General features: G+C 49.9%; 26 protein-coding genes and 1 pseudogene. 17 read left to right on the top strand and 10 right to left on the bottom strand.

Annotated elements, in window-relative coordinates; all coding sequences use genetic code 11:
- Nucleotides 1–16 precede the first annotated feature (16 nt).
- From ACPV3A_RS18255 to greA, 3 genes are all read left to right on the top strand, one after another.
- The gene (locus ACPV3A_RS18255; protein ID WP_426200521.1) at nucleotides 17–457 is read left to right on the top strand and encodes a PTS sugar transporter subunit IIA; all 441 of its coding nucleotides are present in this window, start codon (nucleotides 17–19) and stop codon (nucleotides 455–457) included.
- Nucleotides 454–1,623, top strand: coding sequence for a mannitol-1-phosphate 5-dehydrogenase (locus ACPV3A_RS18250; RefSeq protein ID WP_426200520.1), 1,170 nt, complete (start codon nucleotides 454–456; stop codon nucleotides 1,621–1,623). Before ACPV3A_RS18255 ends, ACPV3A_RS18250 begins: the two co-directional genes overlap by 4 nt.
- 318 nt (nucleotides 1,624–1,941) lie before the next feature.
- Nucleotides 1,942–2,418: a transcription elongation factor GreA gene (gene greA, locus ACPV3A_RS18245; RefSeq protein ID WP_071220557.1), complete on the top strand. Its 477-nt coding sequence runs from the start codon at nucleotides 1,942–1,944 to the stop codon at nucleotides 2,416–2,418.
- A 122-nt stretch (nucleotides 2,419–2,540) separates the two neighbouring features.
- Here the strand turns inward: greA and ACPV3A_RS18240 are convergent, their stop codons facing one another.
- Together ACPV3A_RS18240 and ACPV3A_RS18235 are read right to left on the bottom strand one after the other, a co-directional pair.
- Nucleotides 2,541–3,755: an MFS transporter gene (locus ACPV3A_RS18240; protein ID WP_426200519.1), complete on the bottom strand. Its 1,215-nt coding sequence runs from the start codon at nucleotides 3,753–3,755 to the stop codon at nucleotides 2,541–2,543.
- Between the two features lie 650 nt (nucleotides 3,756–4,405).
- Complete coding sequence (locus ACPV3A_RS18235; protein ID WP_071220554.1) at nucleotides 4,406–4,717, bottom strand: hypothetical protein; 312 nt, start codon at nucleotides 4,715–4,717, stop codon at nucleotides 4,406–4,408.
- A gap of 153 nt (nucleotides 4,718–4,870) precedes the next feature.
- Between ACPV3A_RS18235 and ACPV3A_RS18230 the strand changes: the two genes are divergently transcribed.
- The 5 genes and pseudogenes from ACPV3A_RS18230 to ACPV3A_RS18210 all read left to right on the top strand — a co-directional run bounded on the left by ACPV3A_RS18230 (nucleotide 4,871) and on the right by ACPV3A_RS18210 (nucleotide 8,084).
- A complete protein-coding gene (locus ACPV3A_RS18230; RefSeq protein WP_426200518.1) occupies nucleotides 4,871–5,227 on the top strand; it encodes a nucleotide excision repair endonuclease in 357 nt (118 codons plus the stop codon).
- 269 nt (nucleotides 5,228–5,496) lie between these two features.
- Nucleotides 5,497–5,832, top strand: coding sequence for an ArsR/SmtB family transcription factor (locus tag ACPV3A_RS18225; protein WP_426200517.1), 336 nt, complete (start codon nucleotides 5,497–5,499; stop codon nucleotides 5,830–5,832).
- Nucleotides 5,833–5,857: 25 nt separating this feature from the next.
- Entirely contained in the window at nucleotides 5,858–6,367 is a 510-nt protein-coding gene (locus tag ACPV3A_RS18220) for an SRPBCC domain-containing protein (RefSeq protein WP_426200516.1), read from the top strand.
- A gap of 263 nt (nucleotides 6,368–6,630) precedes the next feature.
- Nucleotides 6,631–7,555: pseudogene (locus ACPV3A_RS18215) on the top strand (LLM class flavin-dependent oxidoreductase).
- Between the two features lie 94 nt (nucleotides 7,556–7,649).
- Entirely contained in the window at nucleotides 7,650–8,084 is a 435-nt protein-coding gene (locus tag ACPV3A_RS18210; RefSeq protein ID WP_426200515.1) for a hypothetical protein, read from the top strand.
- 16 nt (nucleotides 8,085–8,100) lie between these two features.
- Here the strand turns inward: ACPV3A_RS18210 and ACPV3A_RS18205 are convergent, their stop codons facing one another.
- The 3 genes from ACPV3A_RS18205 to ACPV3A_RS18195 form a co-directional block, all read right to left on the bottom strand.
- Complete coding sequence (locus ACPV3A_RS18205; protein WP_426200514.1) at nucleotides 8,101–8,844, bottom strand: zf-HC2 domain-containing protein; 744 nt, start codon at nucleotides 8,842–8,844, stop codon at nucleotides 8,101–8,103.
- The gene (locus ACPV3A_RS18200; RefSeq protein ID WP_194540137.1) at nucleotides 8,841–9,329 is read right to left on the bottom strand and encodes an RNA polymerase sigma factor; all 489 of its coding nucleotides are present in this window, start codon (nucleotides 9,327–9,329) and stop codon (nucleotides 8,841–8,843) included. Before ACPV3A_RS18200 ends, ACPV3A_RS18205 begins: the two co-directional genes overlap by 4 nt.
- Nucleotides 9,330–9,409: 80 nt before the next feature.
- Entirely contained in the window at nucleotides 9,410–10,108 is a 699-nt protein-coding gene (locus tag ACPV3A_RS18195) for a Crp/Fnr family transcriptional regulator (protein ID WP_194540136.1), read from the bottom strand.
- Nucleotides 10,109–10,209: 101 nt separating this feature from the next.
- Between ACPV3A_RS18195 and ACPV3A_RS18190 the strand changes: the two genes are divergently transcribed.
- The 4 genes from ACPV3A_RS18190 to ACPV3A_RS18175 all read left to right on the top strand — a co-directional run bounded on the left by ACPV3A_RS18190 (nucleotide 10,210) and on the right by ACPV3A_RS18175 (nucleotide 13,825).
- A complete protein-coding gene (locus ACPV3A_RS18190; protein WP_426200513.1) occupies nucleotides 10,210–10,983 on the top strand; it encodes an HAD-IIB family hydrolase in 774 nt (257 codons plus the stop codon).
- A gap of 138 nt (nucleotides 10,984–11,121) precedes the next feature.
- Nucleotides 11,122–11,712 (top strand): TetR/AcrR family transcriptional regulator, encoded by a 591-nt coding sequence (locus ACPV3A_RS18185; protein ID WP_426200512.1) that lies wholly within the window; start codon nucleotides 11,122–11,124, stop codon nucleotides 11,710–11,712.
- 91 nt (nucleotides 11,713–11,803) lie between these two features.
- On the top strand, nucleotides 11,804–13,168 hold the full coding sequence (locus ACPV3A_RS18180) for an MFS transporter (protein ID WP_426200511.1): 1,365 nt from the start codon (nucleotides 11,804–11,806) through the stop codon (nucleotides 13,166–13,168).
- A gap of 42 nt (nucleotides 13,169–13,210) precedes the next feature.
- Nucleotides 13,211–13,825 carry an FMN-dependent NADH-azoreductase gene (locus ACPV3A_RS18175; protein WP_426200510.1) on the top strand — a complete coding sequence of 205 codons (615 nt, stop codon included), beginning with the start codon at nucleotides 13,211–13,213 and terminating at the stop codon, nucleotides 13,823–13,825.
- Nucleotides 13,826–13,957: 132 nt separating this feature from the next.
- On the opposite strand, the gene ACPV3A_RS18170 is transcribed toward ACPV3A_RS18175, so the two are convergent.
- Complete coding sequence (locus ACPV3A_RS18170; protein ID WP_426200509.1) at nucleotides 13,958–14,095, bottom strand: hypothetical protein; 138 nt, start codon at nucleotides 14,093–14,095, stop codon at nucleotides 13,958–13,960.
- Nucleotides 14,096–14,335: 240 nt separating this feature from the next.
- On the opposite strand from ACPV3A_RS18170, the gene ACPV3A_RS18165 reads away from it, so the two are divergent.
- Nucleotides 14,336–14,734 carry a hypothetical protein gene (locus tag ACPV3A_RS18165; RefSeq protein ID WP_426200508.1) on the top strand — a complete coding sequence of 133 codons (399 nt, stop codon included), beginning with the start codon at nucleotides 14,336–14,338 and terminating at the stop codon, nucleotides 14,732–14,734.
- Nucleotides 14,735–14,869: 135 nt separating this feature from the next.
- Nucleotides 14,870–15,355: a DinB family protein gene (locus tag ACPV3A_RS18160; protein ID WP_426200507.1), complete on the top strand. Its 486-nt coding sequence runs from the start codon at nucleotides 14,870–14,872 to the stop codon at nucleotides 15,353–15,355.
- A gap of 147 nt (nucleotides 15,356–15,502) precedes the next feature.
- Here the strand turns inward: ACPV3A_RS18160 and ACPV3A_RS18155 are convergent, their stop codons facing one another.
- The 4 genes from ACPV3A_RS18155 to ACPV3A_RS18140 form a co-directional block, all read right to left on the bottom strand.
- Nucleotides 15,503–17,452 carry an FtsX-like permease family protein gene (locus ACPV3A_RS18155; RefSeq protein WP_426200506.1) on the bottom strand — a complete coding sequence of 650 codons (1,950 nt, stop codon included), beginning with the start codon at nucleotides 17,450–17,452 and terminating at the stop codon, nucleotides 15,503–15,505.
- A complete protein-coding gene (locus tag ACPV3A_RS18150; protein ID WP_009591195.1) occupies nucleotides 17,442–18,203 on the bottom strand; it encodes an ABC transporter ATP-binding protein in 762 nt (253 codons plus the stop codon). Before ACPV3A_RS18150 ends, ACPV3A_RS18155 begins: the two co-directional genes overlap by 11 nt.
- A gap of 99 nt (nucleotides 18,204–18,302) precedes the next feature.
- Nucleotides 18,303–19,307 carry a sensor histidine kinase gene (locus tag ACPV3A_RS18145; RefSeq protein ID WP_426200505.1) on the bottom strand — a complete coding sequence of 335 codons (1,005 nt, stop codon included), beginning with the start codon at nucleotides 19,305–19,307 and terminating at the stop codon, nucleotides 18,303–18,305.
- On the bottom strand, nucleotides 19,304–19,993 hold the full coding sequence (locus tag ACPV3A_RS18140) for a response regulator (protein WP_426200504.1): 690 nt from the start codon (nucleotides 19,991–19,993) through the stop codon (nucleotides 19,304–19,306). Before ACPV3A_RS18140 ends, ACPV3A_RS18145 begins: the two co-directional genes overlap by 4 nt.
- Before the next feature lie 251 nt (nucleotides 19,994–20,244).
- Here ACPV3A_RS18140 and ACPV3A_RS18135 point away from each other — a divergent pair, with 251 nt between their 5' ends.
- The 3 genes from ACPV3A_RS18135 to ACPV3A_RS18125 all read left to right on the top strand — a co-directional run bounded on the left by ACPV3A_RS18135 (nucleotide 20,245) and on the right by ACPV3A_RS18125 (nucleotide 26,804).
- A complete protein-coding gene (locus ACPV3A_RS18135) occupies nucleotides 20,245–21,756 on the top strand; it encodes a copper amine oxidase N-terminal domain-containing protein (protein WP_426200503.1) in 1,512 nt (503 codons plus the stop codon).
- A gap of 264 nt (nucleotides 21,757–22,020) precedes the next feature.
- Nucleotides 22,021–22,974, top strand: a complete 954-nt coding sequence (locus ACPV3A_RS18130) for a DMT family transporter (RefSeq protein WP_426200502.1) — start codon at nucleotides 22,021–22,023, stop codon at nucleotides 22,972–22,974.
- A gap of 131 nt (nucleotides 22,975–23,105) precedes the next feature.
- Nucleotides 23,106–26,804, top strand: a complete 3,699-nt coding sequence (locus ACPV3A_RS18125) for a collagen binding domain-containing protein (RefSeq protein WP_426200501.1) — start codon at nucleotides 23,106–23,108, stop codon at nucleotides 26,802–26,804.
- Nucleotides 26,805–26,841 lie beyond the last annotated feature (37 nt).

Raw genomic sequence — 26,841 nt, 5'->3', positions numbered from 1 at the left:
AAAGAAGGAGACCAACATGAGTAACATACTGTCCAAAGATAAAGTCGTACTGAACGCAAAGGCTGATAACAAGAGCGAAGCCATCCGCATGGCGGGAAATCTGCTTGTGCAGGCAGGCCATGTATCCGAAGATTACGTAGATAAAATGCTGGAACGCGAAGAGATTGCCTCCACGTATATGGGCGGAGGACTCGCGATTCCCCACGGCACCAAAGAGGCTAAAGGCATGGTAATCTCGACGGGATTATCCATCGTCCGCTTCCCGGAAGGCGTAGATTTCGGAGGAGATGAGCCGGCGTTTATTGTCATTGGTATCGCGGCTGCCGGTGGTGACCACATGGAGATTCTGACGAATGTGGCCATGATCTTCACGGACGATGAGAGCATTGAGAAGGTGATGAACGCTTCCAGCGAAGAGGAGATTCTGGCCATCTTCGAAGGAGGAATGGGCGCATGAAAGCAGTCCATTTTGGAGCAGGGAACATCGGACGCGGTTTTATAGGGCTCTTGCTGTCACAAGCCGGTTACGAGGTTTGTTTCATCGACGTGAATGAAGAGTTGGTGTCGGAGCTGAAAGCGCGCGGGGAGTATCCCGTAACCTTGGCCAGCGAAGGACAGGAGACCACGATCGTTAAAGGCATCACGGCACTCAATAGCGCCTCGGAGCCGGAAGCTGCTGCACGTGCAGTAGCGGAAGCGGATCTCGTGACAACAGCGGTAGGCGTGAACATTCTGAAGTTCATCGCCGGTACCATTGCCGAGGGGCTGAAACTCCGGCTGCAAGCGGAGTCGGCCGCTCCCCTTCATATTATTGCATGCGAGAATGCCATCGGCGGCAGCACGCAGCTGAAAGAGCACGTCTACGGGAAGCTTGATGATGAAACGAAGCAGAAGGCTGATCAGCGGGTTGCTTTTCCGGATGCGGCCGTAGACCGGATTGTGCCGCTGCAGCAGCATGAGGACCGTCTGAAGGTCGTGGTGGAGCCGTTCTATGAGTGGGCGGTGGACCGCTCGCAGATGTTTAAGGACTATATCCCTGTGGAGGGCATTCACTATGTGGATCGCCTGGAGCCGTATATTGAACGGAAGCTGTTCACGGTAAATACCGGACACTGCTCAGCAGCGTATGTAGGCTTTCTTAAGGGCTACGAGACCATTCAGGACGCGATGAAGGACGAAGAGGTAGCGAGTCATGTCCGTGCGGTGCTGGAGGAGACGGGGGCTGCGCTCGTGCATAAACACGGCTTCAATCCTTCCGAGCATGGAGCCTATATCGATACCATCCTGGAGCGGTTCCGCAATCCGGCGCTGACCGACGAGGTGTCTCGCGTAGGCCGCTCCCCGATTCGGAAGCTGTCCCCGGGCGACCGCCTGGTGTCGCCAGCCATGCTGGCTTTCGAAAGCGGGCTTGCGTACAAGAGCTTGGCGAAATCCATGGCAGCGGCTCTGATGTTCGATGTTCCGGAAGATCCGGAGAGTGTGGAGCTGCAAGCATCCGTCCGGGATATCGGTGCAAGCGACACAGCTTCCCAATATACCGGCATTGCCGGTGAGCATCCGATCATGGGTGAGCTGATGGAGCAGTATGATGCGTTGAAGGCTGATATCGAAGCGGGTTCGTAAGGTATTGGCGGTGAATATCATAGCAGGCGGATGCATGTGCCGATAGGCCACGGCATTCCATCTACCTTGCATAGCCCCTGGTTCTCCTTGCGGAGAAATCAGGGGCTATTCTGGTTCTCTTTTGGGTATACAACGATCCTGATTTGTTTAAAATAATCCTTCATATAGCTGTCCAAGTGGTTCAATTCGGGTAGTCGCAATCCCGTAATTGGTTTTAATTACCAAATATTCCATCCATCGATTTTCAGAAAGTTTTCGCTTATTTTCGAAATAAAGAGTACACTAGAAGTAAGAAATTAAAAAGTGGATGTGATGAACATGGCAGAAGAACTGATCTTGACCCAGGAGGGCTATGATAAACTCCAGGAAGAACTTGATGACCTCAAGTATGTAAAACGCAAAGAGTTAGCGGAACGGATCAAGCTCGCGATCAGCTATGGTGACTTGAAGGAGAACAGCGAGTACCATTCGGCCAAGAACGACCAGGCGTTTATGGAAACGCGCATCATCATCCTGGAAAAAACACTCAACAACGCCCGGATTGTCGACGCCAATCAAGTGAGCTCGAAAACGGTGAATGTTGGTTCGAATGTCGTTCTGAACGACATCGAGTTTGCGGAGAAGCTTGAATATCAGGTCGTAGGACCGGCAGAAGCCGACGTATTGAACAATAAAGTCTCCTATGAAAGTCCACTTGGTAAAGCGCTAATGGGCAAAGCAGTAGGCGATCAGGTCAACGTGGATGCGCCGATGGGTATCGTTAAGTACGAGCTGCTGGAGATCAAAGCTCTGTAATCGCAGAAGAATCAACGAATATATAAATAAAAGGCGTAACCGGGGTGCAATGGCCGGTTACGCCTTTTCAACATGGTTCGTGCCTCGTGTGGTAACGAGAGTTTTTTATCTATCGGGACAGACTAAGCATTAACCGTTACGGCCTTGCGCTCATACATATAACAAGCTGCTCCCAGAATGAAGGCGAGTCCCACCAAACCAGCCCCCACCCAAGGCAGGGCCGTTAAGCTTAGATGGGTAATGACCAACCCTCCGATAAAGGCCCCTGCAGCATTTCCGAGATTGCCCGCAGAGTGGGTTGCCGTAGAGGCGAGAGCGGGAGCGGACTGGGCCAGACTCATGACACGCACCTGCATTCCCGGCATAACGGCGAAAGAGGCAGCTCCCCACAATACGATGGTCAGCACGGCGGTGACCGGGTTATGGATCGTCACGGTGAGGATGGTCAGAATGACGGCTGTCGCAAAGTAAACACCCAGAATGGAGGGCAGCAGCTTCCAGTCGGCCAGCCTGCCGCCCACGATATTACCGACGGTTACGCCGATACCGAACAGGATCAGAATCCAGGTGACGCTTGGTTCGGCAAAGCCGGTAATCTCAATCAGCAGCGGTGCGATATAAGTGAAGACAGCGAACAGGCCGGCGTTGCCAAGCGCCCCGATCAGCAGGAAGAGAAGGAGTTGCGGTCTGATAAGGGCTGTAATTTGCTGAGCGATGCTGGAAGCTTGTTCCTGCCGCAGCTTCGGAATGAAGATCAGGATGCCGATCAATGCCAATACCCCCATAACGGCAATTGCGCCGAATGAAGCGCGCCAGCCCATCGTCTGGCCGATGAAGGTGCCGATCGGAACCCCGATGATATTGGCTATCGTTAATCCAGCCATCATGATGGATACCGCCCCGGCACGCTTGTCCGGCCGCACCAGGTTCGAAGCAATGACGGCTCCCACGCCGAAGAAAGTACCGTGCGTCAGCGCGGTCAGCATTCGGGCACCCATAAGAACGGCATAGCTCGGAGCAAAGACCGAAATGCCGTTACCCAGAATAAATAGGCCCATGAGCAGCAGGAGCAGTTTTTTTTGCGGTATTTGGTGGGTTAGAACCGTTAGAATAGGGGCTCCTACGGCTACCCCAAGGGCGTACATTGTAATCAGCTGCCCGGCCGATGCAATGCTGACATTCAGGTCATCTGCGACATTAGGGAGTATTCCCATGATGACAAATTCCGTCATGCCAATGGCAAAAGCGCCAACGGTTAAAGACAGTATAGAGATGGGAAAGGGCTCTTTCGCGCCTTTTTTCCCAGTGGCGTGCTGCGATAGTTCCGTGGTGTTCAAGTCAACCTTTCTGCTGTGTTTATTAAAGTTATAATCCCAATCTCCATTATCGGTTTTAAAGAGGGACTGTTACATATTATTTAATGTTGTCGGAGGATAATCAAGAACTTTATTTTTGGGGGAAAATGGATACCCTGAAAAGGAGCCCTGCTAAGGAAAGCTTGTCCATGATGCAAAAGTTCGAGAGCGCCGCAGGGGCACTCTCTTGATGAGCGGACGGATTACTGGGGCCATGGATCGTACCTGCTGACTCCATCCCTTGATGATAAGGTTAGTAACAGGTGAACGACTCAATTCTTCTTAAGTCGAATCCTGAGTAGACCCATCTTCTTCCCGTCCATCGGAAACCGGCGACCGAGGTGCGGCCGACGAAGGTCGGAAAAAACCAGAAGCCAGGCCCAAATCTCGGCCATATATAGGTGATGCGAAACAAACATCCTGTGATCGCTCCCGGGTCAACGGCAAAGGTACTGGCCAAAGGTTGTTGGGGGATCGTGGTTGGAGGTGGGGATAAGGGCCCTTGCTGTGGTCCCTGAGGTCCTTGCGGCGGCATAAATGCCATATTGGGTTCACTCCTTAATCGGGTTATATAGGTTGGCAATTGCTCTTGAAGCTGAAACTAAGGCATGCATGGCTGCAGTCCCCAAATTCTAGGTATACAGCAGCGTAATGACAAGCAATTCGAAGAGAACTAGGGGGAGAATGACATTATTATAGTAACCGGGGCCGAAGCCGCGCTGGTTTTCGTACCCGGACAGACTCAAGTACAGAATCCCCTTCTCGCAATGCATGATCGTCCCTTCAAAAACATCACCGTCGAGCGTTTCGACGCGAACCAGCTGATTCGCATGCTGCCCGCATAGATGGTGAATATGATCGCGAACCGATTTGATGTTGTGCGTCATGTTGGGTTCAGCTTGATATAAGGTTTGTTCCTGGTGTCCGGAATGTTGAATGCTCATATTGAAAAAAACCCCCATCGTTATTAGTCATACCTAGTTTCCATCCTATGCGGATGCCTATAGAGAGGTGCTCTTGAATTTCCCGCATGGGCAAATAAGCAGATTAGTGATACGATTTAGATCAATATATGATTGAGGAAGTGAGCGTTAGTCGTGATCAATATAACCATTCCCAAGGTGGACGTTACCATTACCAAGCAGGCGGCTCCGGAGTTGAGCCACATTTACGGATTTACGGATTTCCACCTGATTCCAAGAGATCGGGGCGGGATCTTCATATTCTACAACAGCAAGGAGGAACTCCTGTTTGTTGGCAAAGCAAGAAAGCTAAGACCGCGGATCAAGAAGCATTTTGAAGATAGCGTCTCTCCGATCAAGGAGCATCGGGATGAGGTTACAAGAATCGAGGTCTGCATCATTGAAGACGCCGTTCATAGAGAGATCTATGAGACCTATATCATTAATGAATTCAAGGCCAAATATAATATAGACAAGGTGTTCTTTAAGTAAGGAATACGAAGGATAAATGACAAGAAGCAATAGACGTGGTCAAGTAAAAGACCCGCGTTTATTGCTTTTTTTGTGTTGTGAAAAAAAATCAAAAAATAACTTAAATATTCCTTTACAGGAATATTCCTATTGTGGTATATTGTTATCAGGAAATACGGCACACCATTAAATCAGCAAAAAAAAGAGGTGATGATGGTGACGTGGACAGAGAGAACTGACAATCACCGTACACGCTATAGCAGCGGGTCTGTACCCGTCATCACTACAAGATGGAACTAACAACATTTAACGCTTTGGCCGAACCAAACCGTTTTCGTATTGTGGATCTCCTGTTGAAGGGGCCTTTAACGGTAGGAGAAATTGCTGAACGTCTTGACATTCGGCAGCCGCAAGCCTCCAAGCATCTGAAGGTGCTGCTGGAAGCCGGGCTGGTGGAGGTAAGGGCGGAGGCGAATCGGCGGAACTATATGCTGCGGTCGGAGCCGTTTGTAGAACTGGACCATTGGCTGAATAACTACCGAAGCATATGGAACGAGCGCTTTGACAACTTGGATAAATACTTGGAGAAACTGCAATCGGAAGGAACAGGTAAGAAACAGGATTAACACCTAATATGAGGAGGAATTTATAATGACAAACCAAATGATTACGCGGGTTGAAGGGCAAGTACTTGTATTGGAACGTGTATTTAATGCACCAAGAGAACTGGTATACAAGGTATTTACGGATGGAGAGCATCTGAAGCAATGGTGGGGGCCTCGCGGATGGGAGGTTACCGTATCCAACATGGATTTCCGTCCAGGCGGCTCGTGGCATTACTGCATGAAGTGTTTGGATAAGAACCAGGGCGATTTCTACGGAATGGAATCCTGGGGCAAATCGGTGTACCAGGAGATCGAAGAGCCGGAGAAAATTGTCCTTATCGATTATTTCTCCGATGCGGAAGGTACCATTGCAGAGGGAATGCCTGCTCCTATTTCTACGATGACCTTTGTGGAGCAGGATGGGWAGACCAAGCTGATCAACCGGGCAGTGTACGATTCTCCGGAGGCTCTTAAAACCGTGCTGGATATGGGGATGGAAGAGGGCGTAACGCAAACCTGGGATCGTCTAGAGGAATACTTGGCATCGAAACAATAAACCAATTTTAAATCTATCGTTAAAAGGTAGAATGAATGGCCGGAATCCGCGTGGATTCCGGCCATTTTTGTATTATTTATGAATGGAATCGGTTGAATTCGAGTTATCAGTTAACTTGTAACTTGAAAAACCCAAGCTAAAAGTTCAATATAAAGATAATTGAATGATAGATAACGATGTTGACTGCCCGATGGCATGAAACAACGATAACCTTTTTTGCCACGGTTCTGCCTCGCGGCAAAGCATAATAGGAGGAAATTATGATGGAGATTGGGGTTAGCTCGTTCGTAGAGACTTGGCCGGATGTGAAGACAGGCGAAGTGATAAGCCACGCGCAGCGGCTGCGTGAGGTTGTTGAGGAAATCGTCCTGGCTGATCAGGTGGGATTGGATGTATATGGGGTAGGTGAGCATCATCGTAAGGATTATGCGGCATCATCGCCTGCGGTTGTGGGCGGGCAGAGGTTCATTCATCGAATCATTCCCGTTATTCGGCTACGATCTGAGCCATTATGATGAGCTGTTCGAGGAGAAGCTGGAGCTGCTGCTCAAAATCCGCGAGTCGGAAAAAGTAACCTGGCAGGGCGGGCATCGCCCTGCGATTCATAACTTAGGCGTCTATCCGCGCCCGGTTCAGAATCCGCTGCCGGTATGGATTGGCAGCGGAGGCAATTCGGAATCGGTTGTGCGCGCTGGCCTGCTCGGTCTGCCGCTGGTACTGGCGATTATCGGCGGCAGTCCCCTGCAGTTTGCGCCGCTGGTTAAGCTGTATAAAGAAGCGGCCGCGCATGCGGGACATGATGTATCAAAGCTGCCGATCGGCTCGCATTCCCATGGATTTATTGCGGAAGATACGGAGATGGCAGCGGTCAAGTTCTTCCCATCCACCCAAGCCAGCATGAATGTGTTGGGACGGGAGCGGGGCTGGGGATTCTATGACCGCGCAAGATTCGATGCGGCTCGAAGCTTCGAAGGTGCGCTCTATGTCGGGGACCCGGAGACGGTCGCCCAAAAAATCATTCATCTGCGCAAGCATGTGGGCATTACCCGCTTCATGCTTCACGTGCCCGTGGGAACGATGCCTCACGACGAAGTCATGAGAGCCATTGAACTGCTGGGAACCGAAGTCGCCCCTCGGGTTCGCAAGGAAATCGACCGCTGGGAAGCCGCTGGTGAACCTGCGGAGTAAGCTAGCAGCACTTTTATTCATATGGAATGGAATTACACGGAACTTTTTTCGGCCCGCATCGTTTATGACATAAACGGACAAGGCGGTGTACACCTTGCGGGTTGCCAGATATTTTGTGCTGTGGTTTGTATTTATATTTCTATTTACCGGTGCGATCGTAGGCTTGGAGTATATCGAAGGATATAAGATTGCAACGACGGAATATTACGGCCTTCGTAATTTGGGTTTCGTGTTGGTGATCATCCCGATCTTACTGTCATCGCTCGTATATCCGGTGATCGTGCTTCCGTTATCGTGGCTAATCGGCAGCATGCGATGGGTTAGAGCTTCACTTCTCCTGTATGCTCTGCTGTATGCCGTGATGTGGGCCGGGGTGGGGGGGTTCCTGTTCTACGAATGCTATGATGCTCGATTCATACAGGAATATGAACTCCATGTCAGTACCGCCGTTATTCTGTTCGGTACAGTCGGCTTGGTCTACGCATGGATCGAGTGGAGATTATTGCGTAGATCCGTTACGACGGTTTAAAGGTCAAGAGACCACTTCAGGGCCCAGATGGCTGCCCTGGCGGTCTCTTGTTTTCATTCTCATCACTTTTAAACTGCAACTCGACGGACTCGCTTGCCGGAGGCAGCTCCATGCCTTGTTCCCAGATCAGAATTCGGTCATCGGGCGTTCCCAGGTAGAGGGCCTTGATTTGAACACCATCGCCAAAGCTCTTCTCATAGGCATTCCGCTCTTTAATATCGTTGAAATAGTACATGTTAGAAAGTCCCAGATCCGCGAACTTTTTGGACTTGATAATGGGGCGCTTGGGTGTGATGTACAAATTTCCGTTAGCATCGGAGTGACCGCTAGCCTGATTGACGTTGAAACCGTCGGTCATCTTCACATGATAGACAATGCGTCCATCCTTCAGCTGGCTAATATCGGATACTTGCATAACGCGGGTAGGTACGTTGGTAATGTTCCATTTGAACAGGCCTACATATACCAGGAACAGGAGTCCAACGGCTAGACAAGTGAGCAACAAACCTTTGGTAAACGCGATCCACTTGGTGCGCGACCATTGGGCGGCAACTTGCCGCAATCCGGCTCCCTCATCATGGTTTTGATCAATCGTTTGGGCTGGCAGCGGCATAGGGGAGCTTATTTGGCTTAGCACTTCCCGGCAATCCGGGCAATCGGCCAAATGTTCTTCTACCAGGGCCTTGGTGTCTGCGCTGCACACATGATCATAGTACAAGGGCAGCAAATCCTGAATAATATCACATGAAACTCGGCTCACGGTCGATTCTCCTCCTTGTACAGGCTTTGAATTTTTTGCTTGGCTCGAAAGAAGGTGACTCTTGCCCAGCTTTCGTTTTTTTCGAACAGCTGGCTGATTTCGCCAAAAGACAACTCTCCGAACACCCGCAGCGTGAACACCTCTTTATACGGCTCGTCCATCAAGTGCAGAATCTGGTGGATTCGGAAAGCCTCTGCTTTATCGACGGTTTGCCATTCGATATCCAGACCGCTGCTGTGCTCGACCTGCGAGGCCGGCTCATACCGCTTTTGTTTTTCAAGATAGGAGAAGTATGTATGTTTAGCGATTTGGCAGAGCCAAACGCTTAGTTTGCACGTACCTTGAAACGAATCGATATGCTTCAGCGCTTTGAAAAACGTCTCCTGTGTGAGTTCTTCCGCAACATGCTCATCTCTGCTAAGCGACAGCAGGAACCGATACACGTCTTGAAAGTGCTGATGATAGACCTGGCGCAAATCCGTCACATATTCACCTCCTTGCCTATATGACCGGGTCAGGGCCGATTCGTTACAAGAACTTGAGGAAAAAGTTCCGGCCGGGCGATCTACTCATAGCGGATCCCATTCGATGCCGTCTCCATCGCGTTCCAGTCCAGAATGCGGATGGTCTGTCCGTTTCGCTCCAGGATCCCTTTTTGTACAAAAGCATGCATGACCCTGTTCAAATGCCGGTGTGTGGTACCAAGCAAGCTGGCGATCTCCCCGATATGGTCGGTCTTCAGCTCCATTCCGAAGGAAGGGCTGGATCCCGGCGACATGGTGGACATAAGATAGCTGGCAAACCGGTTCTCGACCGATGCCAACAAATTGACGCGGGAAGCGGTCGTGCACGTCTGGAGTTTGTAGCTCAGGTGATCCAGCAAGGTGGATGTAAAGCGGGCGTTTGTCATTTCATGTTGCTTAATATAGTCAAAGGACAGCCCGATAAAGAGGCATTCGTTAACGGCTTCAATCTGCGATTGGACCGGAACGCTTCGAATCAATTCAATATCCCCGATGATGGAAAAAGGATGGCCAAAGCGCAGAAGAAGCGATTTGCCGGTTTCGATGCTGGAGGTCACTTTAATCTTCCCTTGCACAAGGAACAGAAGGGAATTCATGGCGAAGCCTTCATGCAGGATGATCTCGCCGGGCTCGTATTGCTGCAATGTAAAAGGCACAGGCCTGCTCAGGTCCAGCATGTTCTCGAATTGAAATTGTTCCAGCTTGGCTTTCATCAATGGTGCGTCATGAAGTAGTTTCATGGGTCTTGGGGTTGCTCCTTTCTCTCCTGGACAAATGTCCTTCTCATTATACGATCAACTGCTATGATAAGAGCAATGAGAAGATACAGGAGGGCATGGGCATGAAATTTGTATTCGATCTGGACGGAACGATCTGTTTTAAAGGGCAGCCGGTTTCGGACGAGTTGTTGAAGGCATTGGAGGAGCTAGTGGCCCAAGGGCATGAGGTTATTTTTGCTTCCGCCCGGCCGATTCGCGACTTACTTCCCGTCCTTCATGAGCGAGTTCATCACTACCCGATGATCGGAGGCAACGGTTCGATGGTGGCGGCTGGGGGAAAGCGGGTCTCCACGGCGGGCTTTGACAGCGAGGTGCTTCCGAGCCTTCTTCAACTGTTAACAACGTATAACGTGAGCTATTTGATCGATGGAGAATGGGACTATGCCTATACGGGTCCTGCAGATCATCCGATTCTGCTGAATTTAGACCCGCATAAGCTGGCCAAGAACGTGGCGCTCCAGGAGCTGAATTCGGTTGTGAAAATATTGATGCTGACCTCGGACCATATGGCGGAAGTCGAGGAGAGGCTGAGACAACTGGATGTCGTTGTTCATGTGCATGGAGGGGAAAATGTGCTGGATATCAGCCCTAAGGGGATACATAAATGGAGCGGGCTTCAGCAGCTGGGTGTGAAGGAGGGCGAGTATGTTGCCTTCGGCAACGATGCCAACGATATTACGATGTTCCAGCATGCGCTGCACGCGGTAATGATCGGTGATCATCCGCTGCTGGCACCGTATTCCTCGGAACATCTTCCGCTGGATCGCGATATCGAGCATGCGATTGCGGAACGGCTGCAGGCGCTCGGGCGTCAATATGCTGCGACAAGTGTGTAAAGTCCAGTAAGATCCTTCTGGAAATAGGATGAGCCTATTTTTTGTTAAATGCTTGACAGAGCATATCCGAGTGGAATATGATGGGTTCAATAAATGACAGTAAGTACTGACACACCTACAGAAAGAGGGAGAGTCCTCATGGAGCATAGTGACAACCTGAGCACGGATGATAAGCTGCTGCTGGCCGCGATCGACCTCATCTCTCGGAAGGGCTACAACGGAGTAACCACGCTGGAAATCGCTACCGCTGCCGGCTTAAGCGAGAAAACCTTGTTTCGTAAATTCGGGAGCAAGCAGAACCTCTTGGAAACAGCCTTTGCACGCTATCATTATGGTCAAGAAATGACAAAGCTGTTTGAAGAGAAGCTGGTAGGAGACTTAAGCGAAGACCTGCTTCTTATCAGCCGGACGTACCATGAGCTGATGATTCGGAATCGGAAGCTGATCACGATCAGCGTGAAGGAGAACGATAACTTACCGGGCTTGCGGGTGATTACCAGCAAGCATCCCAAGCAATACATGGATGTATTGACGAAGTATTTTACCGTGATGACCGAGAAGGGCAAAGTGATCGCAGGCGATCCGGAACTGCGGGCCATTTCGTTCATGATGATGAACTTCGGCGCGTTTATGAATGAGCTCGACTCGGAGGAACTTTTCTCTTCCGTGACGCTGGATGCCTTTATCGAGGAAGGCGTGCGGATTTTTGCTAGGGCTTTAACCCCCTAGTATTTTTTTCAAGTAAATTGTCAGTAAGTACTGACAGTCACAACGGTGGTATACCAATTCATAAAGAAGCCAATGAGAGGTGGTTCAGGAGATGGAAACACAGAGATTAATGCGCGTTGTGATGTTCACATTATGTCTGTCCGCGATGAGCGGCTTGATGTTTAACTTCGTGCTGCCGGATATGCGGGAGGAATTCGGCCTGACGACGGCTCAAGTCAGCTGGGTCAGTTCTTCATATTCCTTGATCTATGGCGTCGGAACGGTCCTATATGGGAAGCTCACGGAACGGATTCAACTTCGAAATCTGATTACGATCGGACTGCTCCTGTTCGCGGTCGGATCGCTGGTCGGCCTGTTCTCGCAAGTGTTCTGGATGGTGCTGGTCAGCAGATGTCTGCAGGCCGTCGGAGCCGCGGCGATTCCGGCAACGGCGATGTTAATTCCGATACGCTACATTGCGCCCGAGCGAAGGGGATCGGCTATGGCCACGGCATTCGTGGGATTGTCCATCGGCAGTGCGCTGGGTCCCATCGTGTCTTCACTTGTAGCCAGTATTGCGGATTGGCGCTGGTTATTCTGTATTCCGCTGCTGATCTTAATCACGATTCCTTTATATCGAAAATACTTGAAGGAAGAAGAACTTCAGTCCTCCGGCCAATTCGATTGGCTGGGAGGCGGACTGTTAGCGGCTGCGGTCACCTTTCTCCTGCTCGGCGTCACGAACGGATCCTGGTGGCAGCCTCTTCTTGGGCTGCTGGTAATGGGGCTGCTTATCATACGTATTCGCACGGCTGCCGTACCGTTCGTAGATCCGGGATTATTCCGGAACAAAAACTATACCCTCCGATTAATGGTGATGTTCATCGTAAGCGGCATCGGGTTCTCCCTGCATTTTCTAAGTCCGTTGTTGTTGTCGGAGGTACAGGGGCTCTCGCCGGGGTGGGTTGGTTTTGTCATGGTACCGGCCGCAATCGCGTCGGCCTTGCTGGGTAAAGCAGGCGGAAGGCTTGCGGATGGGAGGGGGAATACGTATCTCTTCCTCGTGGCCGTCGGATTATTGCTGGCATGCTTTGCGCTGCTGTCTACTTTCATTGGCATATCGCCTGTTCTGATCGCGATCTTCTTGATTCTCGGACATGTGGGACAGACGTTTGTCATGATTGCGTTGTCCAATTCCGTTTCCCTCAGCCTGAACAAGGAACAAGCGGGAGTCGGGATGGGACTGATGCAGATGCTGAATTTTATATCGGCAGGCATGGCCTCGGGCGTGTACGGCAAGATGCTGGATATCCAGTCCGGCATCCACTGGAATCCGGTCCACTTCTACACGGAGGGGAACCTCTATAGCAATATCTACCTAGTTTTGGCTGTGCTGCTGATAGCCGTCATGCTGTTCTATTATGTTCAGTTCGGTCAAAGAGAGTCCAAGGGGATTGTGTTGGAAAGCCCAAATTAAGCATTTCATGCAACATCATCATACATTATGGAGGAGATTTATATGACAACAACCTTATTTATCAAAGCCAATAATCGCCAAGGGTCTGTAACGGGAAGACTATATGACGCGTTTCTGGAGAGCTATCGGGTGGCCCATCCGAAGGATACCGTAATTGAAGTGGATCTGTATAAGGAGCAGATTCCTTATCTGGATGAAGTGATGATTAACGGGAATTTTAAGTCTGCTATGGGCATGGAACTCACACCGGAAGAAAAGGCTATGAGTGATATAGTCACCAAACATCTGGAGCAGTTCATAGCCGCAGACAAGGTGGTGTTTGCGTTCCCGCTATGGAACCTGACCGTCCCGGCTGTTTTGCATTCGTACCTGGACTACATGCACCATCCGCGCAAAACCTTCCAGTACACGGAGCGAGGATTGGTCGGGCTCTTATCCGATAAAAAGGCGGCCTTATTGAATGCCAGAGGCGGCGTATATGCGGAAGGAGACACGTCGGAGATGGCGGTAAGCTTTGTTAAGAATCACCTGAACGTATTCGGCATTACGAATGTGACAACCCTTGTGATTGAAGGGCATAATCAATTCCGAGACCGGAGTGAGGAGATCATTGAGCAGGGATTGCGGCAAGCTGCAGAGGCGGCTCAAGGGTTTTGAGATAGGGTGCAGCAGATTAGAAGAAGGGTCCAGCGAACCAATGGCTGGGCTCTTTTTATTTGAATGGATGGTGGTGTGTGGAAGGATAATCCGTCACCTCCGAGAAAATCATGTGGCATAGCCGAATTTCAGCTAACCGATTATTCCCCAATCAAATCTATGTACCTCGACCTGAACATCTCTTTCTATAAGCTCTTTGACAGAATCATCAAATTCCTCAACTTCAATTCTAATAACAGTAGGATTCTGACTTCTATTCTTCTCTGTCATACTTGATACCCCATTATTTTCGACCATTAAATAACTACTAGGGGAAACGGGAAGGTGTTGATAGAGGGATGTCGACATACGAGTACTATAAAGGGATATTCGCGGAGATTCCGAGGCCGTTCGGAGGAAAGACTGCCTTTGGGGCAGTCTTTTTTGGTATAGTGATGAACCCATATGCATGGCGGACTAAATAAGATGAGAAAGGAAATCCTAAGTAGAAAACGAAAAAGGTGAACTCGCATGAAGTCACGATTCTTCTTCTGCCTGCTGCTCACAGGCGGGCTCCTTCTATCAGCCCTTGGAAGCTCAGCGTATGCAGGACCGGAAGGAAAGCCTAGAGAGCAGCAGCTCGAAAAGGCCATGCTGCAGCAGTTATACCCGGTTATCCGATCGTCCCTTCAGGACATATATAGGGAGACGTATCCTGCTTTTGGCTGCGAACGAATTGTATCGATCAATGAGCGGACGACGATGGCGGAGGATAACCAACAGGCCAGTCCGGTTGATGCGATGCATGGGGCAAGTTATTTTGAGATTACGGTGGGCCTGTGCAAGGAAAGCGGAGAGAAGATCGAGCTGCGTTTCAAGAATGATACGCCAACAGCGCAGTATTATTTGGACTTGTTCCATGTGAGGTAGACGCCTCTGCGGGCAGGCTAGTCGAGAAAGAATGATTTTAATCATTTTCTGCGAATCACAGGACTTCATCCTATAGTAAAATTAGTCATGATTTGTGATGCTGCTTATTACAACTCATGAAGGAGTGAATGACCCATGGCGCATGCAAATGATGTTCTAATGAATCAGCTGTTAGCGAACGCAAATGATCCCAGCTGGCATATCCCGTTCCAGCAATCCGTGGAACATTTGACCGAGGATGAAGCGTTCTGGACACCTGCCAACGATAGTCACAGCATTGTCGAGATCATACAGCATCTGCTGTATTGGAATGAAACGTGGCAGACGCGGTACCGCGAATCGCGGGTCGATGCCGTTCCTTCTATTGGAGACAACCATAAAAGCTTTATCATTCCGGATAACGCAACCTTCGCCGAGCTAAGAGACCGATTGCTGAAGGTCCTATTGCGTTGGCAGGACCTGCTGTCAGCGGCCAAGCTGGAGCAGGAAGTGAATGGATTCCCGGAACCGGCCAAGTGGTGGGAGATTGTGAGCAATGCTGCTACGCACAATGCCTATCATATCGGTCAGATTGCGTATATTCGCAAGCTGCAGAAGAGCTGTACCCCCTTAGAATGGTAATCCGCGGTTTTTATCACCCCTGAAGGTGTTCCACGGTTGAAATCTCGTACAGCTTCGTTGTTCCCAGGTTGCTAATAACATCTCCCTGCACACGAAAAATGCATGGATGGTACCCGAATCTTCCCTGGGCCCACCCATGCACCTCGTTTATAACGCTTCTTTAATTACCCGTTTATAGAACATGACCGATAACAACCCGAATATGGAATACAGTGCCGTATACAACAGCATAACCATAACCATGGGCAGCCAGAGCTCGGTTCCGAAGAAGAACCAGCCGGACTTAACGGCGAAGTAACTATGGGACAACCCGACAACCAGCGGAATGCCGAAGTTGAACAGCTGCTTGATCTGAATCCCCTTCAGCAGGTTTCCTTGCGTGAAGCCCAGCTTCCGGAGAATGGTATAATTCGGCTTCTCCTCTTCACCTTCATCCATCTGCTTAAAGTACAGGATACATCCTGAAGTAATCAGGAAGGTAAGTCCCAGGAATCCTACGATGAACATCATCAAGCCCATATTGCTCTTCTGGTTGAAGACCATTTCCGTCTGAGATAGGTTCCCTGTTCCCTCGCTAATGTCGAGGTTCTTAAAGATTTGATTGGCCTGATCCATAGCGTTTGGATCCACAATATCAATGCCGTGATAGACATTGGACTTCTTCTGGATCTTCGGATCAAGGTCTTGAACCAGCTTATCAAATACGGTCTGGTCCACAATCGCCGTCGGCAGTCCGCCGCTTGCATAATAATAGGATACGTAGGCTTCTTTGTCCAAGCCGATCAGCTTCTGCTTAAGGCTGTGTTTAGGGCTTATGAGCTCAATTTCCCCTGTGGTCTGAATCGCCATAAATTGCTGGATTGCGTCACTGTATCCCGTGAACAGCGTCTCCCCGGGGGAAACATCCTTGCCTTCGACGCTGGCATCACTGATTACCGGGATGATCATGGAACTGGAATCGACTTGCCCAGAGACTTCCAGGCTGGCCCCAATAATGTCGGATAGGTCCGCATTCACCTGAATCACGTCCCGTACGGTCTTCGTAAATTCGATATCCTCATCCGTAAGTGCCTGGATGAAGGCGGCATAATCCTTTTGATCCGCTACCGCAAAATGATTGGGTACACTCTGCTCGGCCGATTTCTCCGCAGAATAATATGAGATATAGCTGAGTGACAATAGTCCGATTGCAAGCGCGGATACGGTCGTAATGATGGTCAGCAGCAGCGCATTCGATTTCATGCGGAACATGATGGAGGAGAGGGATAGCACATCGTTGAGGGACAAGTAACCGCCCTTGCTCTTCCGGATTGCGTTGAATAGAAAGCTAACCGACCCTTTATAGAACAGATAAGTCCCGATGATTACCGATCCCAAGATTAGGATCATGGCCATGAACAGCTCGTTCATGGTGGTGAAATCTCCGCTGAACAGCTTGGTCGATACATAATAACCGAGAAGGATGAGTCCGATGCCGAGCAGTCCGAATAACATTTCGGCGAAGGACATTTTCTTAATTTGGTTCTCGGTTGTGGATACGGCGCGGAAGAGGGACAGAATGCTCTGTCTTTTGATGAATGTATAATTCATGATCATAATCAGAACGTAGATGACGGCAAACACAATCACGGTCTGGATCATCGCCTCGGTGGAGAAGGATAAAGCCGCTTCGGTATCTACGCCGGTCACCTTGAACAGAATCATCAGGATTAAGCGCGAAGCCGCGAAGCCGGCAAAAATACCGATGACCATGGAGCCAAAATACAGGATCAGGTTCTCTGCGCTTAGGATCCGGAATATCTTGCCTTTGGTCAATCCGATGAGCTGAAACAGCCCGATCTCTTTGCTGCGCCGTTTAATGAAAATCGTGTTGGCATACAGCAGGAATATCGCTACGATTGCCACGAGCAGCACGGAGGCAGCGCCAAGCGCTGCCGCTCCCTTCACAGAGCCTTTCGCTTCATCCATCGCCGGATCATATTGCAGCGTGACAAACGCGAAGTACAGACCCACGCTGAAGATGAGCGCGAATACGTACAGATAATAATTCTTGATATTCTTCTTCAAATTCCGGTAGATCAGATAATTAATGTTCATTCTGAACACCGCCTAGCACGCCCTGAGTTTTGATGATGTCATTGAAGAAGGCCTGCCGGGACTGCTCACCCTTGTTCAGCTGGGTATAGATCTGTCCATCCTTAATGAAGACGACCCGGGTGCAATAGCTGGCGGCCACAGGATCATGGGTAACCATGATGATCGTGGAATCGATCTTCTGATTTAATTCGCTTAGCTTGTTCAACAGATCGGAAGCGGACTTCGAGTCCAGCGCGCCTGTCGGCTCATCGGCAAAAATAATGCTGGGATCATGGATAAATGCGCGAGCCGCGGAGGTTCGCTGCTTCTGTCCCCCGGAGATTTGGTTTGGATATTTATCCTTGAGTTCGTAGATGCCAAGCTCGGTCGCGATGCGTTGGAATTTCTGATCGGCTTCTTTTTTCGAGACTTTCTTAATGGAGAGCGGCAGCAGCACGTTTTCCTTGACGGTTAATGTATCCAGCAGGTTGTACTCCTGAAAAATAAAACCCAGATGGTGCTTCCGGAACTCCGCCAGCTCCTTCTCCTTCAGGCCCGTAAACTCTTTACCCTCGATCTTGATGCTGCCGAGGCTCACTTTATCGATCGAGGAGAGCACGTTCAGCAGCGTGGTTTTACCTGAACCCGATGCGCCCATGATGCTGACGAACTCGCCCTTATCCACGCGGATATCGATACCCTTCAGCACTTCCTGTTTATTGAATTTGTTGCCGTAGCTTTTATGAATTTGGTTTGCTTCAAGAATTGCCAATTTCACTCACTCCTTCGTTATCTGTCCTTATCATAAAGGAGTTGCAGCGTCTTTTCCTTCGATTCGCCGAACAAAGTGCAAAAGCATGTGACATTGTTGTCACATGCCGGTAACGCTCACGAAATCATTCCGTTTCGGAAAGATCAAGGTGAAGGTGGTGCCGATGCCGAGCCTTGATTCCACCTGAATGCGAATCAGCAGAGCATCGGCTACTTTTTGCGTCAAATAGAGCCCCATGCCGGTTGCGGCACTGTCCTGATGTGAGGTGGTCGAGGTGAAGCCTTTGTCGAAAATACGGGGCATGTCCTTCGGATCAATGCCGCGTCCGGCATCCTGGATGGTAAGTCTGACATGGTCATCCGTGAGATCGCTCTCGATGACGATGTCCGAAGCGTTGCTGTATTTGACCGCGTTGGTCAGCAACTGGCGGATGATAAAGCCCAGCCACTTGGCATCGCTGAGCACTTCCGTTACCTCAAGGGAAACGTCAAATCCGATGCCTTTCTGCATGCACCAGGACTTGAGTGCTCGTATTTCCTGGAAGATGATCGGCTCAAGCGCGAATTCCTCGATCAGCAGATCATTCCGGATAAAGGGGATGCGCTTCTGGTGCAGCTGCTGGTCAAGCAGCAGGTGGATGCGAAGCCACTCATACTGGAGCTGAGCCTTTAACGTCTCATCTTCCATGCGCTCGATCATCAATTGCATCGTGGTGAGCGGCGTTTTCACTTCGTGAATCCAGGATAACAGATCGTCCTTCTCCCCTTGTATCTCCATTAAACGCATGGAGGATTCCTTCTTGAAGCGCTCCGTTTGAAGGGAGAGGATGTCCATGGCAATCGCCTCAAAGGGGTGCTCCGGCTCGCTGATGGCGGCTAAATCGTAGGTGTCATCCCACGTCTGGAGGCTTTTGTAGAACCTGGTTTCCCGGTTGTACCTCACGAACAGAAACACCAGGAAGAACAGCATCGACAGAAACACGATATAAAGGATGGGCAAGAACGGGATCTGGGAGTCCACGGCCGCTATGAACAGAAACATCAGCTGCAGAAACACGAAGAACAGAATCCAGCTTAGTCGTTCCCGGATGTAGGCGATCATCATGCATGGGCCTCTTCCGTGGCGATATAACCTTGTCCCACCTTGGTTTCGATGTAGGGATCAAGCCCGAGGGGCTCCAGCTTCTTGCGCAGCCGGTTGACGTTGACCGTTAACGTATTATCGCTGACAAAATGCTCGTTGTCCCATAAACTCTTGATCAGATCCTCACGGCTGACGATTTGATTCTTTCGCTCCATGAGGATTTTTAGAATGAACATCTCATTCTTTGTCAGTTCAGCGGTGCCCTGAGGGCTGCTAATGGTATTCTTACCGAATTCGACGGTGGCTCCGCGCCAAGTTCTCAGCTCGGTCCGTTCGGTATTGTAATTGTATACCCGGCGTAGAGTGGCCTGGATTTTGGCAATCAGGACATCAAAGTGGAACGGCTTCTGAATGAAATCGTCGGCTCCAAGCTGCATGGACATCACCATGTCGGTCGGATGATCGCGGGAAGACAGGAAAATAATCGGCACGTTCGAGTGGGAGCGAATCATACGGCACCAATGGAACCCGTCAAACTTCGGCAGCTGGATGTCGATAATGACCAGATCGGGCTGAACCGCTGTAAATTCCTGAAGTACGGCGCTGAAATCCCGTACGCCATAAACGTTATACGACCATTGCGACAGTCGCTCCTGCACTTCATGGAATAGGGTCACATCGTCTTCGATTAACATAATTTTAAACAAGAGATTCACCACGCTTTATAAGGTTGTTCAAAGCCCTTTAGCAAGCTTTCCCGGTGCTAATAAAGCTGACTATTGAACTTGCAAATTACTACAGTTTTCATTCCCAGTGTATAGCAAAATGTCGATAAGTGCTATCTGTGAGACCCATCCGCGTGTGCGTATATGACGAGGCTTAAATACCTATTTACAAACATTTCCTACCTTCCCATAATAGAAATGAGCCTATGACCTGGGAGGGGACAAATATCGTTATGTATAAGAAGTTCAAATGGTTGACTGTACTCATTGCAGCTGTGCTGGTTGTTATGACAGGATGTCAGGCCGTCGGGGGACTGGATATCAACAAGGCGTTGCTTACCAGTCTCGATGTTAAATCCAGCGAATCCAAGGCAAGTATTCGATTCGAGGTGGTTCCATCGGACAAGGCCCTATCGACTGAAGATAAAGAAGCGATTGATCTCATTAATTCGTTATCTCTGAATATGGACCATGCCATCGTGCAGGATAGCAAAACGGTGTCCATTCAGGGCAGTATCCAATATTCGGACAAGAAGATTCCGCTTCATGTGTCCATGGATTCCAAAGGAATGGCGATTCAATTAGAAGGCGCCAAGCAGCCGTTCTATTTATCGATGGATACGACCGTTCCCGGATTGCCTGATACCAGTCAGTACGAACAGGCGATTCAAGATGTCGTGAAGAAGGCTGCAGGACTTGTGCTGAAGCATTTTCCAAATCCATCAACAATTGCAGTGAAGTCCGCTCAGGAGAAGGTGAACGGGGAAAGCCTGAACCTGACGCATCTCCACATGGAGCTGACCGGTGAAGAGATCTTGAATATGGTTAAGCCTTTCGCTGAAAGTCTGCTTAAGGATGAAGCTGGTTTGAAGCAAGTGATCGGCGATGCATATGATGCCATTTATCCGATGATAACCAGCATCGGCGAGGCCTACGGCGAAGACGTAGAACTCCTGCCACAGGAATCCAAGGAGGAGGTCGTCGCGTCGCTCTACGAGATCGTGCATGGCGCACTGATCGAATTCACGGAGAACTATGATGAACAGAAGGAACAGTTATTGGAGGAGCTACCGGGATCCGAAACCGTCTTTGGTAAGGATACGATCCTCAAGCTGGACTACTACTTCGATGAGCAGCTGAATACACGCAAGAATGCGCTGGAGCTGACCGTCGCGCTTCCGGCTTCCGAGGACCTGCCATTGAAAGCATTCAAGGTGTATTCCGAAGGTGAAGTCTGGAATATCGGCGGCGCAGTGAAGGCCAATCAGGTGGACACGTCCAAAGGCGTGCTGGACGTTCTGAATGATTCGGTGACGCCGGGTCAAGTGCTGCGGAACTTTGAGAAGGACTCCCTCATCTATAATGTGTTGAAGGATGATCTGAAGATCACACACAAAACGATGTTTCTTAGTCCCGTAAGCGATGATTATGGATATGGTGTAATCAAGAAGAACAACCAGAGCTTCGTTCCGCTTCGTTACTTGACAGACCAATTGGATGCCGAAGTGAAGTGGAGCAAAGGCTCCAAGAAAATTACGGTCATTAATGATCTGACAGGGGAAGAAATCGTATTGACCGTGGGCTCCAAAACAGCCAGCGTCGGCGGTAAAAACGTGACGCTGCAGGAAGCTCCATTCGTTCATACCAACGGATCTACCTTCGTTCCGCTCCGGTTTATGGCAGAAGCGCTCGGTGCGACGCTTCACCTAGAGGGTGATGGCTGGATTTCGATTAAGCGTGATTAGCGCTGATTGTTATCGATAACGGGCTGGCCTGAGTATGCCTGTTATGAAACGTATACAAGTTAAAGTATAGCGGGGCTGTTTCCTATCATCTTGGAATGGTGGGAAACAGCCTTTTTGTCATTCCTTCCTTCATCGCATGAACTGTACCGGTACAGTTGCAGTTATTTCAAATCGTAACGGGGTTCTCCCTGCCGTAAGATAAGTAGCAAATGCATCAACCTTCTGGTTGTCCTGCAAAAGAGAAGATGAAGGAGAACACATATTATGAATATACCGCATACAAGCCGTGCCTATGCCGCCGCGTTAGGATATACGGCCATCATTGGTTTTTCGTTTATGTTTGTAAAGCTGGCGCTGATCCATGCTAACCCGCTGGACACGCTGGCACACCGATTCACCATTTCGTTCATTGCCGCATCGCTCGCGCTACTCATAGCCCGTAGAAAGGTCCCGCTGGATCTGAAAAGGCTGCTGACCATCGTGCCGCTGGCTATATTCTATCCGTTCCTGTTCTTTACGCTGCAAACCTTCGGTTTGGTCTATACCTCTTCGGCCGAGGCCGGAATCATTCACGCTACGGTACCGATCTTTACGATGCTCTTGGCATCACTGCTATTAAAGGAACGCTCCGGCTGTGCACAGAAGCTGTTTACCGTATTGTCGGTGACAGGGATCATCTCTATATTCGTGCTGAAGGGCGTTTCCTTCGAAAGCTCGAGTACGCTCGGGATTGTGCTAATTCTGCTGTCGGCGCTATCCAACGCCATTTACAGCGTGATGGCCCGCAAGCTGACGCAGAAGCAACCGGTACTGGATATAACGTTCATCATGTCGATGATCGGATTCGTGCTGTTTAACCTGATGTCGGCCGCTCAACATGCTGCGCAGGGGACGCTTGTACATTATTTTGCCCCGTTCATGCATCCGTCCTTCGTATGGGCCGTTCTGTATCTCGGCATTCTATCCTCTCTCGGAACATCGCTACTGTCGAATTATTCCTTGTCCAAGATGGAGGCATCCCGAATGGGCATCTTTAACAATCTGGCTACCGTCGTCACGATTTTCGGAGGTGTCGTCTTTTTGAATGAAGAGCTGGCTTATTATCATGTCATCGGCGCAGCACTGGTCATTATCGGGGTGATCGGGACCAGCCTTGCCGGGAGATCCAAGAGCGCTAGTCGTAAAGCGCTTGAGCGGAACAAGTCGAAACCAGCTTAATCTGTTTGTTGTAGAGAAATTGTCGAGTTCCACCATGTATGATTACAGGCTGTAGCATCTGTTCACATTGCCACTTGTCATAATATTCTACTAAAAACAGATGAAATCATACTTAGAGGTGGAGTTAAACTATGAAAAAGAAAGGAAGCATGCTGGCTCTCATTGTCATCTTGATGGTCCAAGGTATATTTGGTACGGGCCTTGGTATGTTTAACGGCCAGAGAGTCAGTGCGGCTGGAGCGGGTAATCCTGCATCGGATCCGGGTAATGGAGTATCCGTTACCAACGCGGTATACGGTTCAGCCGCAGGGCAGAGCATTCTGACAAATGTCACTGTCCAGGATTCGAAGGGGACCGTCATCGACTCGGTCTACAATCCGGATGCGGGTCGGGTAGAGCTTGGCTCCGACGCCATCCTGCTCTACGATTGGGAGCTTGGGGACAATCATAACTATGTGGATGGCTCAACGTTTGAGTTCGACCTGCCCAAGGCATTCAAACTGTACAACAGCATCAACGGGGTTCTTGAGACGGACATCGGGGATGTGGGAACCTTCACCGTATCTGTGGACGGTCATGTTGTGATGACGTTCAACTCTCTGGTGGATAATGCCGAAGTCCGGGGAAAGCTGAAATTCCAGACGGAGCTTAGCCAAGAGGGGATCGGCGGCGGTACTCCGGACGTTGAAATTCCGATTGAGCTTCGGGATGGCGTGAAGCAGATCATTATCCCGGTGAAGCCGGCAAAAGGCAATCTTCTGGGCAAGAACGGCAAGGTTGTCAATGATGGCAGAGGCAAACCTTCCACGATCTTGTGGACGCTTCAAGTCAATACGGTCTTGGAACGGATAGACAAGCCCGTTATAGAGGATTTGATTCCTTCCGGGCTTACGCTGGAAACAGGCTCTGTTAAGATCAACAACCTGACCGTTAATGTGGATGGCAGCACCGCGGTTGGCGCCGAAGCGGCCGTCGGAGAGTTTAGTATCGACACTTCCGATGCTTCAAAATTAGTCGTCACCAAGAGTTCGCCGATGAATTCGGCGTATCAAATCGAGTACTCTACGACGATTGCCGCTGGCGATACAACGGAATTCCTCAATACGGCAACTTTGTCCGATAACGGTCAGCAGAAGGCTTATGCCGAGAATAAACAGACGATTGACCGTGGGGAGTTACTTGCGAAAGAAGTCGTATTGTATGATGAAAACGACCGGACCATCGACTGGTCCATCCTGTACAATTCCCGCGAAACCACCATTCCGGAAGTAGATGCTAGACTTGAAGATCGTTTTAACTCAACGCAAGAGTTGGTAAACGGTTCGCTCCAAGTCAAGGATACACAGACAGGTGCGATTCTCACGGAAGGAACAGATTATGTCCTTACGCCGGTGGTTAACAGCGGAGGGAAAACCGGATTCGATCTGAAGTTTGAAAAAGACATTACCACTGAGCATGAGATTACCTACCAGACCAAGGCAAGTGGGCGTGTTATTAAGGACGAAACTGTAACGAACAGTGTGTACGGAAACGGTGTAACAAGGGAAGCCAAGCAATTGATGCAGAGTAAAGCGCTCATCAAAAGCAACGATGGCTTCGATTACAAGGATAAAACGATCAAATGGCAAATCACGCTCAACCAGGACACTTACAGCATGGACAACGTGATACTGAAGGACATGTTTACGAATGGCGGGCTTGAGCTGACTGGCCCCATCGTTGTAAAGGATGCTGTCGGTACCCTTTGGGATGAGGGTTTGGATTATACGGTGGATGCGAGCACCCCTAACCAGGGCTTTACCGTAGAATTCCTTAAGCCTGTTGACAAGGCGATCATTATCACGTACACAACCAAGTTTGACTATGATCTCCGCCAAAATAAGGATAACGAGAGCTTTTGGAACCGTGCCGATCTATCCTGGGTGGAAGGCAGCAAGCCGTTCTCGACGACTAGAAACGTGAGCCTGAAGCCTAACCCATTGACTGTTGGAAACGGGGATAAATCAGGAGCTTATGATGCCGTTTATAAGGAGATTACCTGGACCATCCAGGGGAACTACAATTTCAATAGTGTTGACAAACCTGTCGTTAAGGACAAGCTGGTTTCACCACAGCAGTACGTCGATGGGTCATTAGAAGTGTATAATCTGAATGTAGACGCTTCAGGGAAAACAAATAGAGGGGTTGTAATCCCATCCACTCAGTATTCGATAACGGAGCCGTCGGAGACGAACGGCAATGAGCTGCAAATTGCCTTTAAGGACAAGATTGACGCTCCGTTCCTGATCACGTTTAAAACCGCGTTGGGTGATCGAATCATAGAGCGGGAATCTATCGCCAACGAAGCGATATTGATGGACGACAATACGCCTGTCTCCAACTGGAATGGTTCAGCTAGAGTTCCGCGGGGCGGAGAGTATGTTGCGAAGACCGGGGTCCAAAACGGCGAAAAGATTGAATGGACGCTGCATATTAATCGGGGTCAGTCCTACGTGGAAGCAGCCAAAGTCAGCGACGAGCCGTCGGGCAACCTGATCTTGGTGGAGGATTCCTTCCGTTTGTACGAGACCAAGGTTGCGGTGGACGGAACGGTCACGAAGACGGACAAACTCGTTAATCCTTCGGATTATAAACTGAAATTCATTTATGGCGATACCGAGAAGTTTGTATTGGAATTCTTGAGCCCGATAGATCGTCCTTACATTCTGGAATACGAGACGCTGATCGACGCTGCCGACCGGGAAGTTGTCAGCAACTCGGCTGGCTTTGAAGGTAAAGGCATTACGGCTGGAATTACAGATAGTAAACAAAGATTCGAAGTTCGCATGTCTTCTGGCTCCGGCAGCGGTTCGGGCGTTCGAGGAAGTCTGGAGGTCTTGAAGGTGGACAGGGCTGATCCGTCGCTTATATTGGAAGGAGCAACGTTTGTTCTCCAAGACACGCAAGGCAAGCGTCCTGAAGTGACGCTTACAACCGATGCAGCTGGAAAGGCTTTGTTTACGAAGCTGCTCTACGGCGATTACATTCTGAAGGAGATTTCGGCTCCTCAAGGATATGTAATTGATCAAGCAACTACAACCATTACGATCGATTCAAGCATTAAACAGACTGGCAACATCAAGCGAATCACCATAACGAACAGCAAGGATAGCGTTACGCCAGGACCGGATCCGGGTAATCCGGATCCAAACCCGGGTAATCCGGATCCAAACCCAGGGAACCCGGATCCAAATCCGAGCAATCCAGATCCAAACCCAGGGAACCCGGATCCAAATCCGAGCAATCCAGATCCAAACCCAGGGAACCCGGATCCAAATCCAGAGAACCCGGATCCAAATCCGGGCAATCCGGATCCAAATCCAGGGAACCCGGATCCAAATCCGGGCAATCCGGATCCAAATCCAGGGAACCCGGATCCAAATCCGGGCAATCCAGATCCAAACCCAGGTACATCACCGGGTGGAACCGAACCACCAGGTGGTAATAACGATGAAGAAACGCCAAACGTTCCTGGGGAAATTGTACGACCTGGAGAAACTGATCCCGTCGTACCGGGCGAAGTTGATCCAGAACCAATACCTGTAGAGGTACCGGAAGAAGATGACACCCTGGTTGGGAACGAGACGGCGAATCCGCAAGATCCTTCTACACCATCCGCCGAGATTGATACAAATCGGAATCCGGTTCAAGAAACTAAGCCGGAAAGCGGCCCGATTGCGATGCTCCCAAAAACAGGAGAGAGCAATCCAGTACCGTTCCAACTCGGAGGACTGGCACTCATGCTTACAGGCTTCATCTTAAGCCGCCGTCTGCGTAACAAACGTCAATAATTTGATGATATCATCCCCTTCTCCCTGCGTGTAACTG

It is taken from the genome of Paenibacillus sp. Dod16, from assembly GCF_049893405.1.
Taxonomy (GTDB): Bacteria; Bacillota; Bacilli; order Paenibacillales; family Paenibacillaceae; genus Paenibacillus_AQ.
This window is presented reverse-complemented; position numbering and strand designations above follow the sequence as displayed.

Excerpts from the sequence above, each read along its gene's own strand:
- ACPV3A_RS18255 (WP_426200521.1), top strand. The coding sequence starts at position 17 with ATGAGTAACATACTGTCCAAAGATAAAGTCGTACTGAACGCAAAGGCT.
- ACPV3A_RS18250 (WP_426200520.1), top strand. The coding sequence starts at position 454 with ATGAAAGCAGTCCATTTTGGAGCAGGGAACATCGGACGCGGTTTTATA.
- greA (WP_071220557.1), top strand. The coding sequence starts at position 1,942 with ATGGCAGAAGAACTGATCTTGACCCAGGAGGGCTATGATAAACTCCAG.
- ACPV3A_RS18235 (WP_071220554.1), bottom strand. The coding sequence starts at position 4,717 with ATGAGCATTCAACATTCCGGACACCAGGAACAAACCTTATATCAAGCT.
- ACPV3A_RS18225 (WP_426200517.1), top strand. The coding sequence starts at position 5,497 with ATGGAACTAACAACATTTAACGCTTTGGCCGAACCAAACCGTTTTCGT.
- ACPV3A_RS18195 (WP_194540136.1), bottom strand. The coding sequence starts at position 10,108 with ATGAAACTACTTCATGACGCACCATTGATGAAAGCCAAGCTGGAACAA.
- ACPV3A_RS18190 (WP_426200513.1), top strand. The coding sequence starts at position 10,210 with ATGAAATTTGTATTCGATCTGGACGGAACGATCTGTTTTAAAGGGCAG.
- ACPV3A_RS18185 (WP_426200512.1), top strand. The coding sequence starts at position 11,122 with ATGGAGCATAGTGACAACCTGAGCACGGATGATAAGCTGCTGCTGGCC.
- ACPV3A_RS18180 (WP_426200511.1), top strand. The coding sequence starts at position 11,804 with ATGGAAACACAGAGATTAATGCGCGTTGTGATGTTCACATTATGTCTG.
- ACPV3A_RS18175 (WP_426200510.1), top strand. The coding sequence starts at position 13,211 with ATGACAACAACCTTATTTATCAAAGCCAATAATCGCCAAGGGTCTGTA.
- ACPV3A_RS18170 (WP_426200509.1), bottom strand. The coding sequence starts at position 14,095 with ATGACAGAGAAGAATAGAAGTCAGAATCCTACTGTTATTAGAATTGAA.
- ACPV3A_RS18165 (WP_426200508.1), top strand. The coding sequence starts at position 14,336 with ATGAAGTCACGATTCTTCTTCTGCCTGCTGCTCACAGGCGGGCTCCTT.
- ACPV3A_RS18160 (WP_426200507.1), top strand. The coding sequence starts at position 14,870 with ATGGCGCATGCAAATGATGTTCTAATGAATCAGCTGTTAGCGAACGCA.
- ACPV3A_RS18155 (WP_426200506.1), bottom strand. The coding sequence starts at position 17,452 with ATGAACATTAATTATCTGATCTACCGGAATTTGAAGAAGAATATCAAG.
- ACPV3A_RS18145 (WP_426200505.1), bottom strand. The coding sequence starts at position 19,307 with ATGATGATCGCCTACATCCGGGAACGACTAAGCTGGATTCTGTTCTTC.
- ACPV3A_RS18135 (WP_426200503.1), top strand. The coding sequence starts at position 20,245 with ATGTATAAGAAGTTCAAATGGTTGACTGTACTCATTGCAGCTGTGCTG.
- ACPV3A_RS18130 (WP_426200502.1), top strand. The coding sequence starts at position 22,021 with ATGAATATACCGCATACAAGCCGTGCCTATGCCGCCGCGTTAGGATAT.
- ACPV3A_RS18125 (WP_426200501.1), top strand. The coding sequence starts at position 23,106 with ATGAAAAAGAAAGGAAGCATGCTGGCTCTCATTGTCATCTTGATGGTC.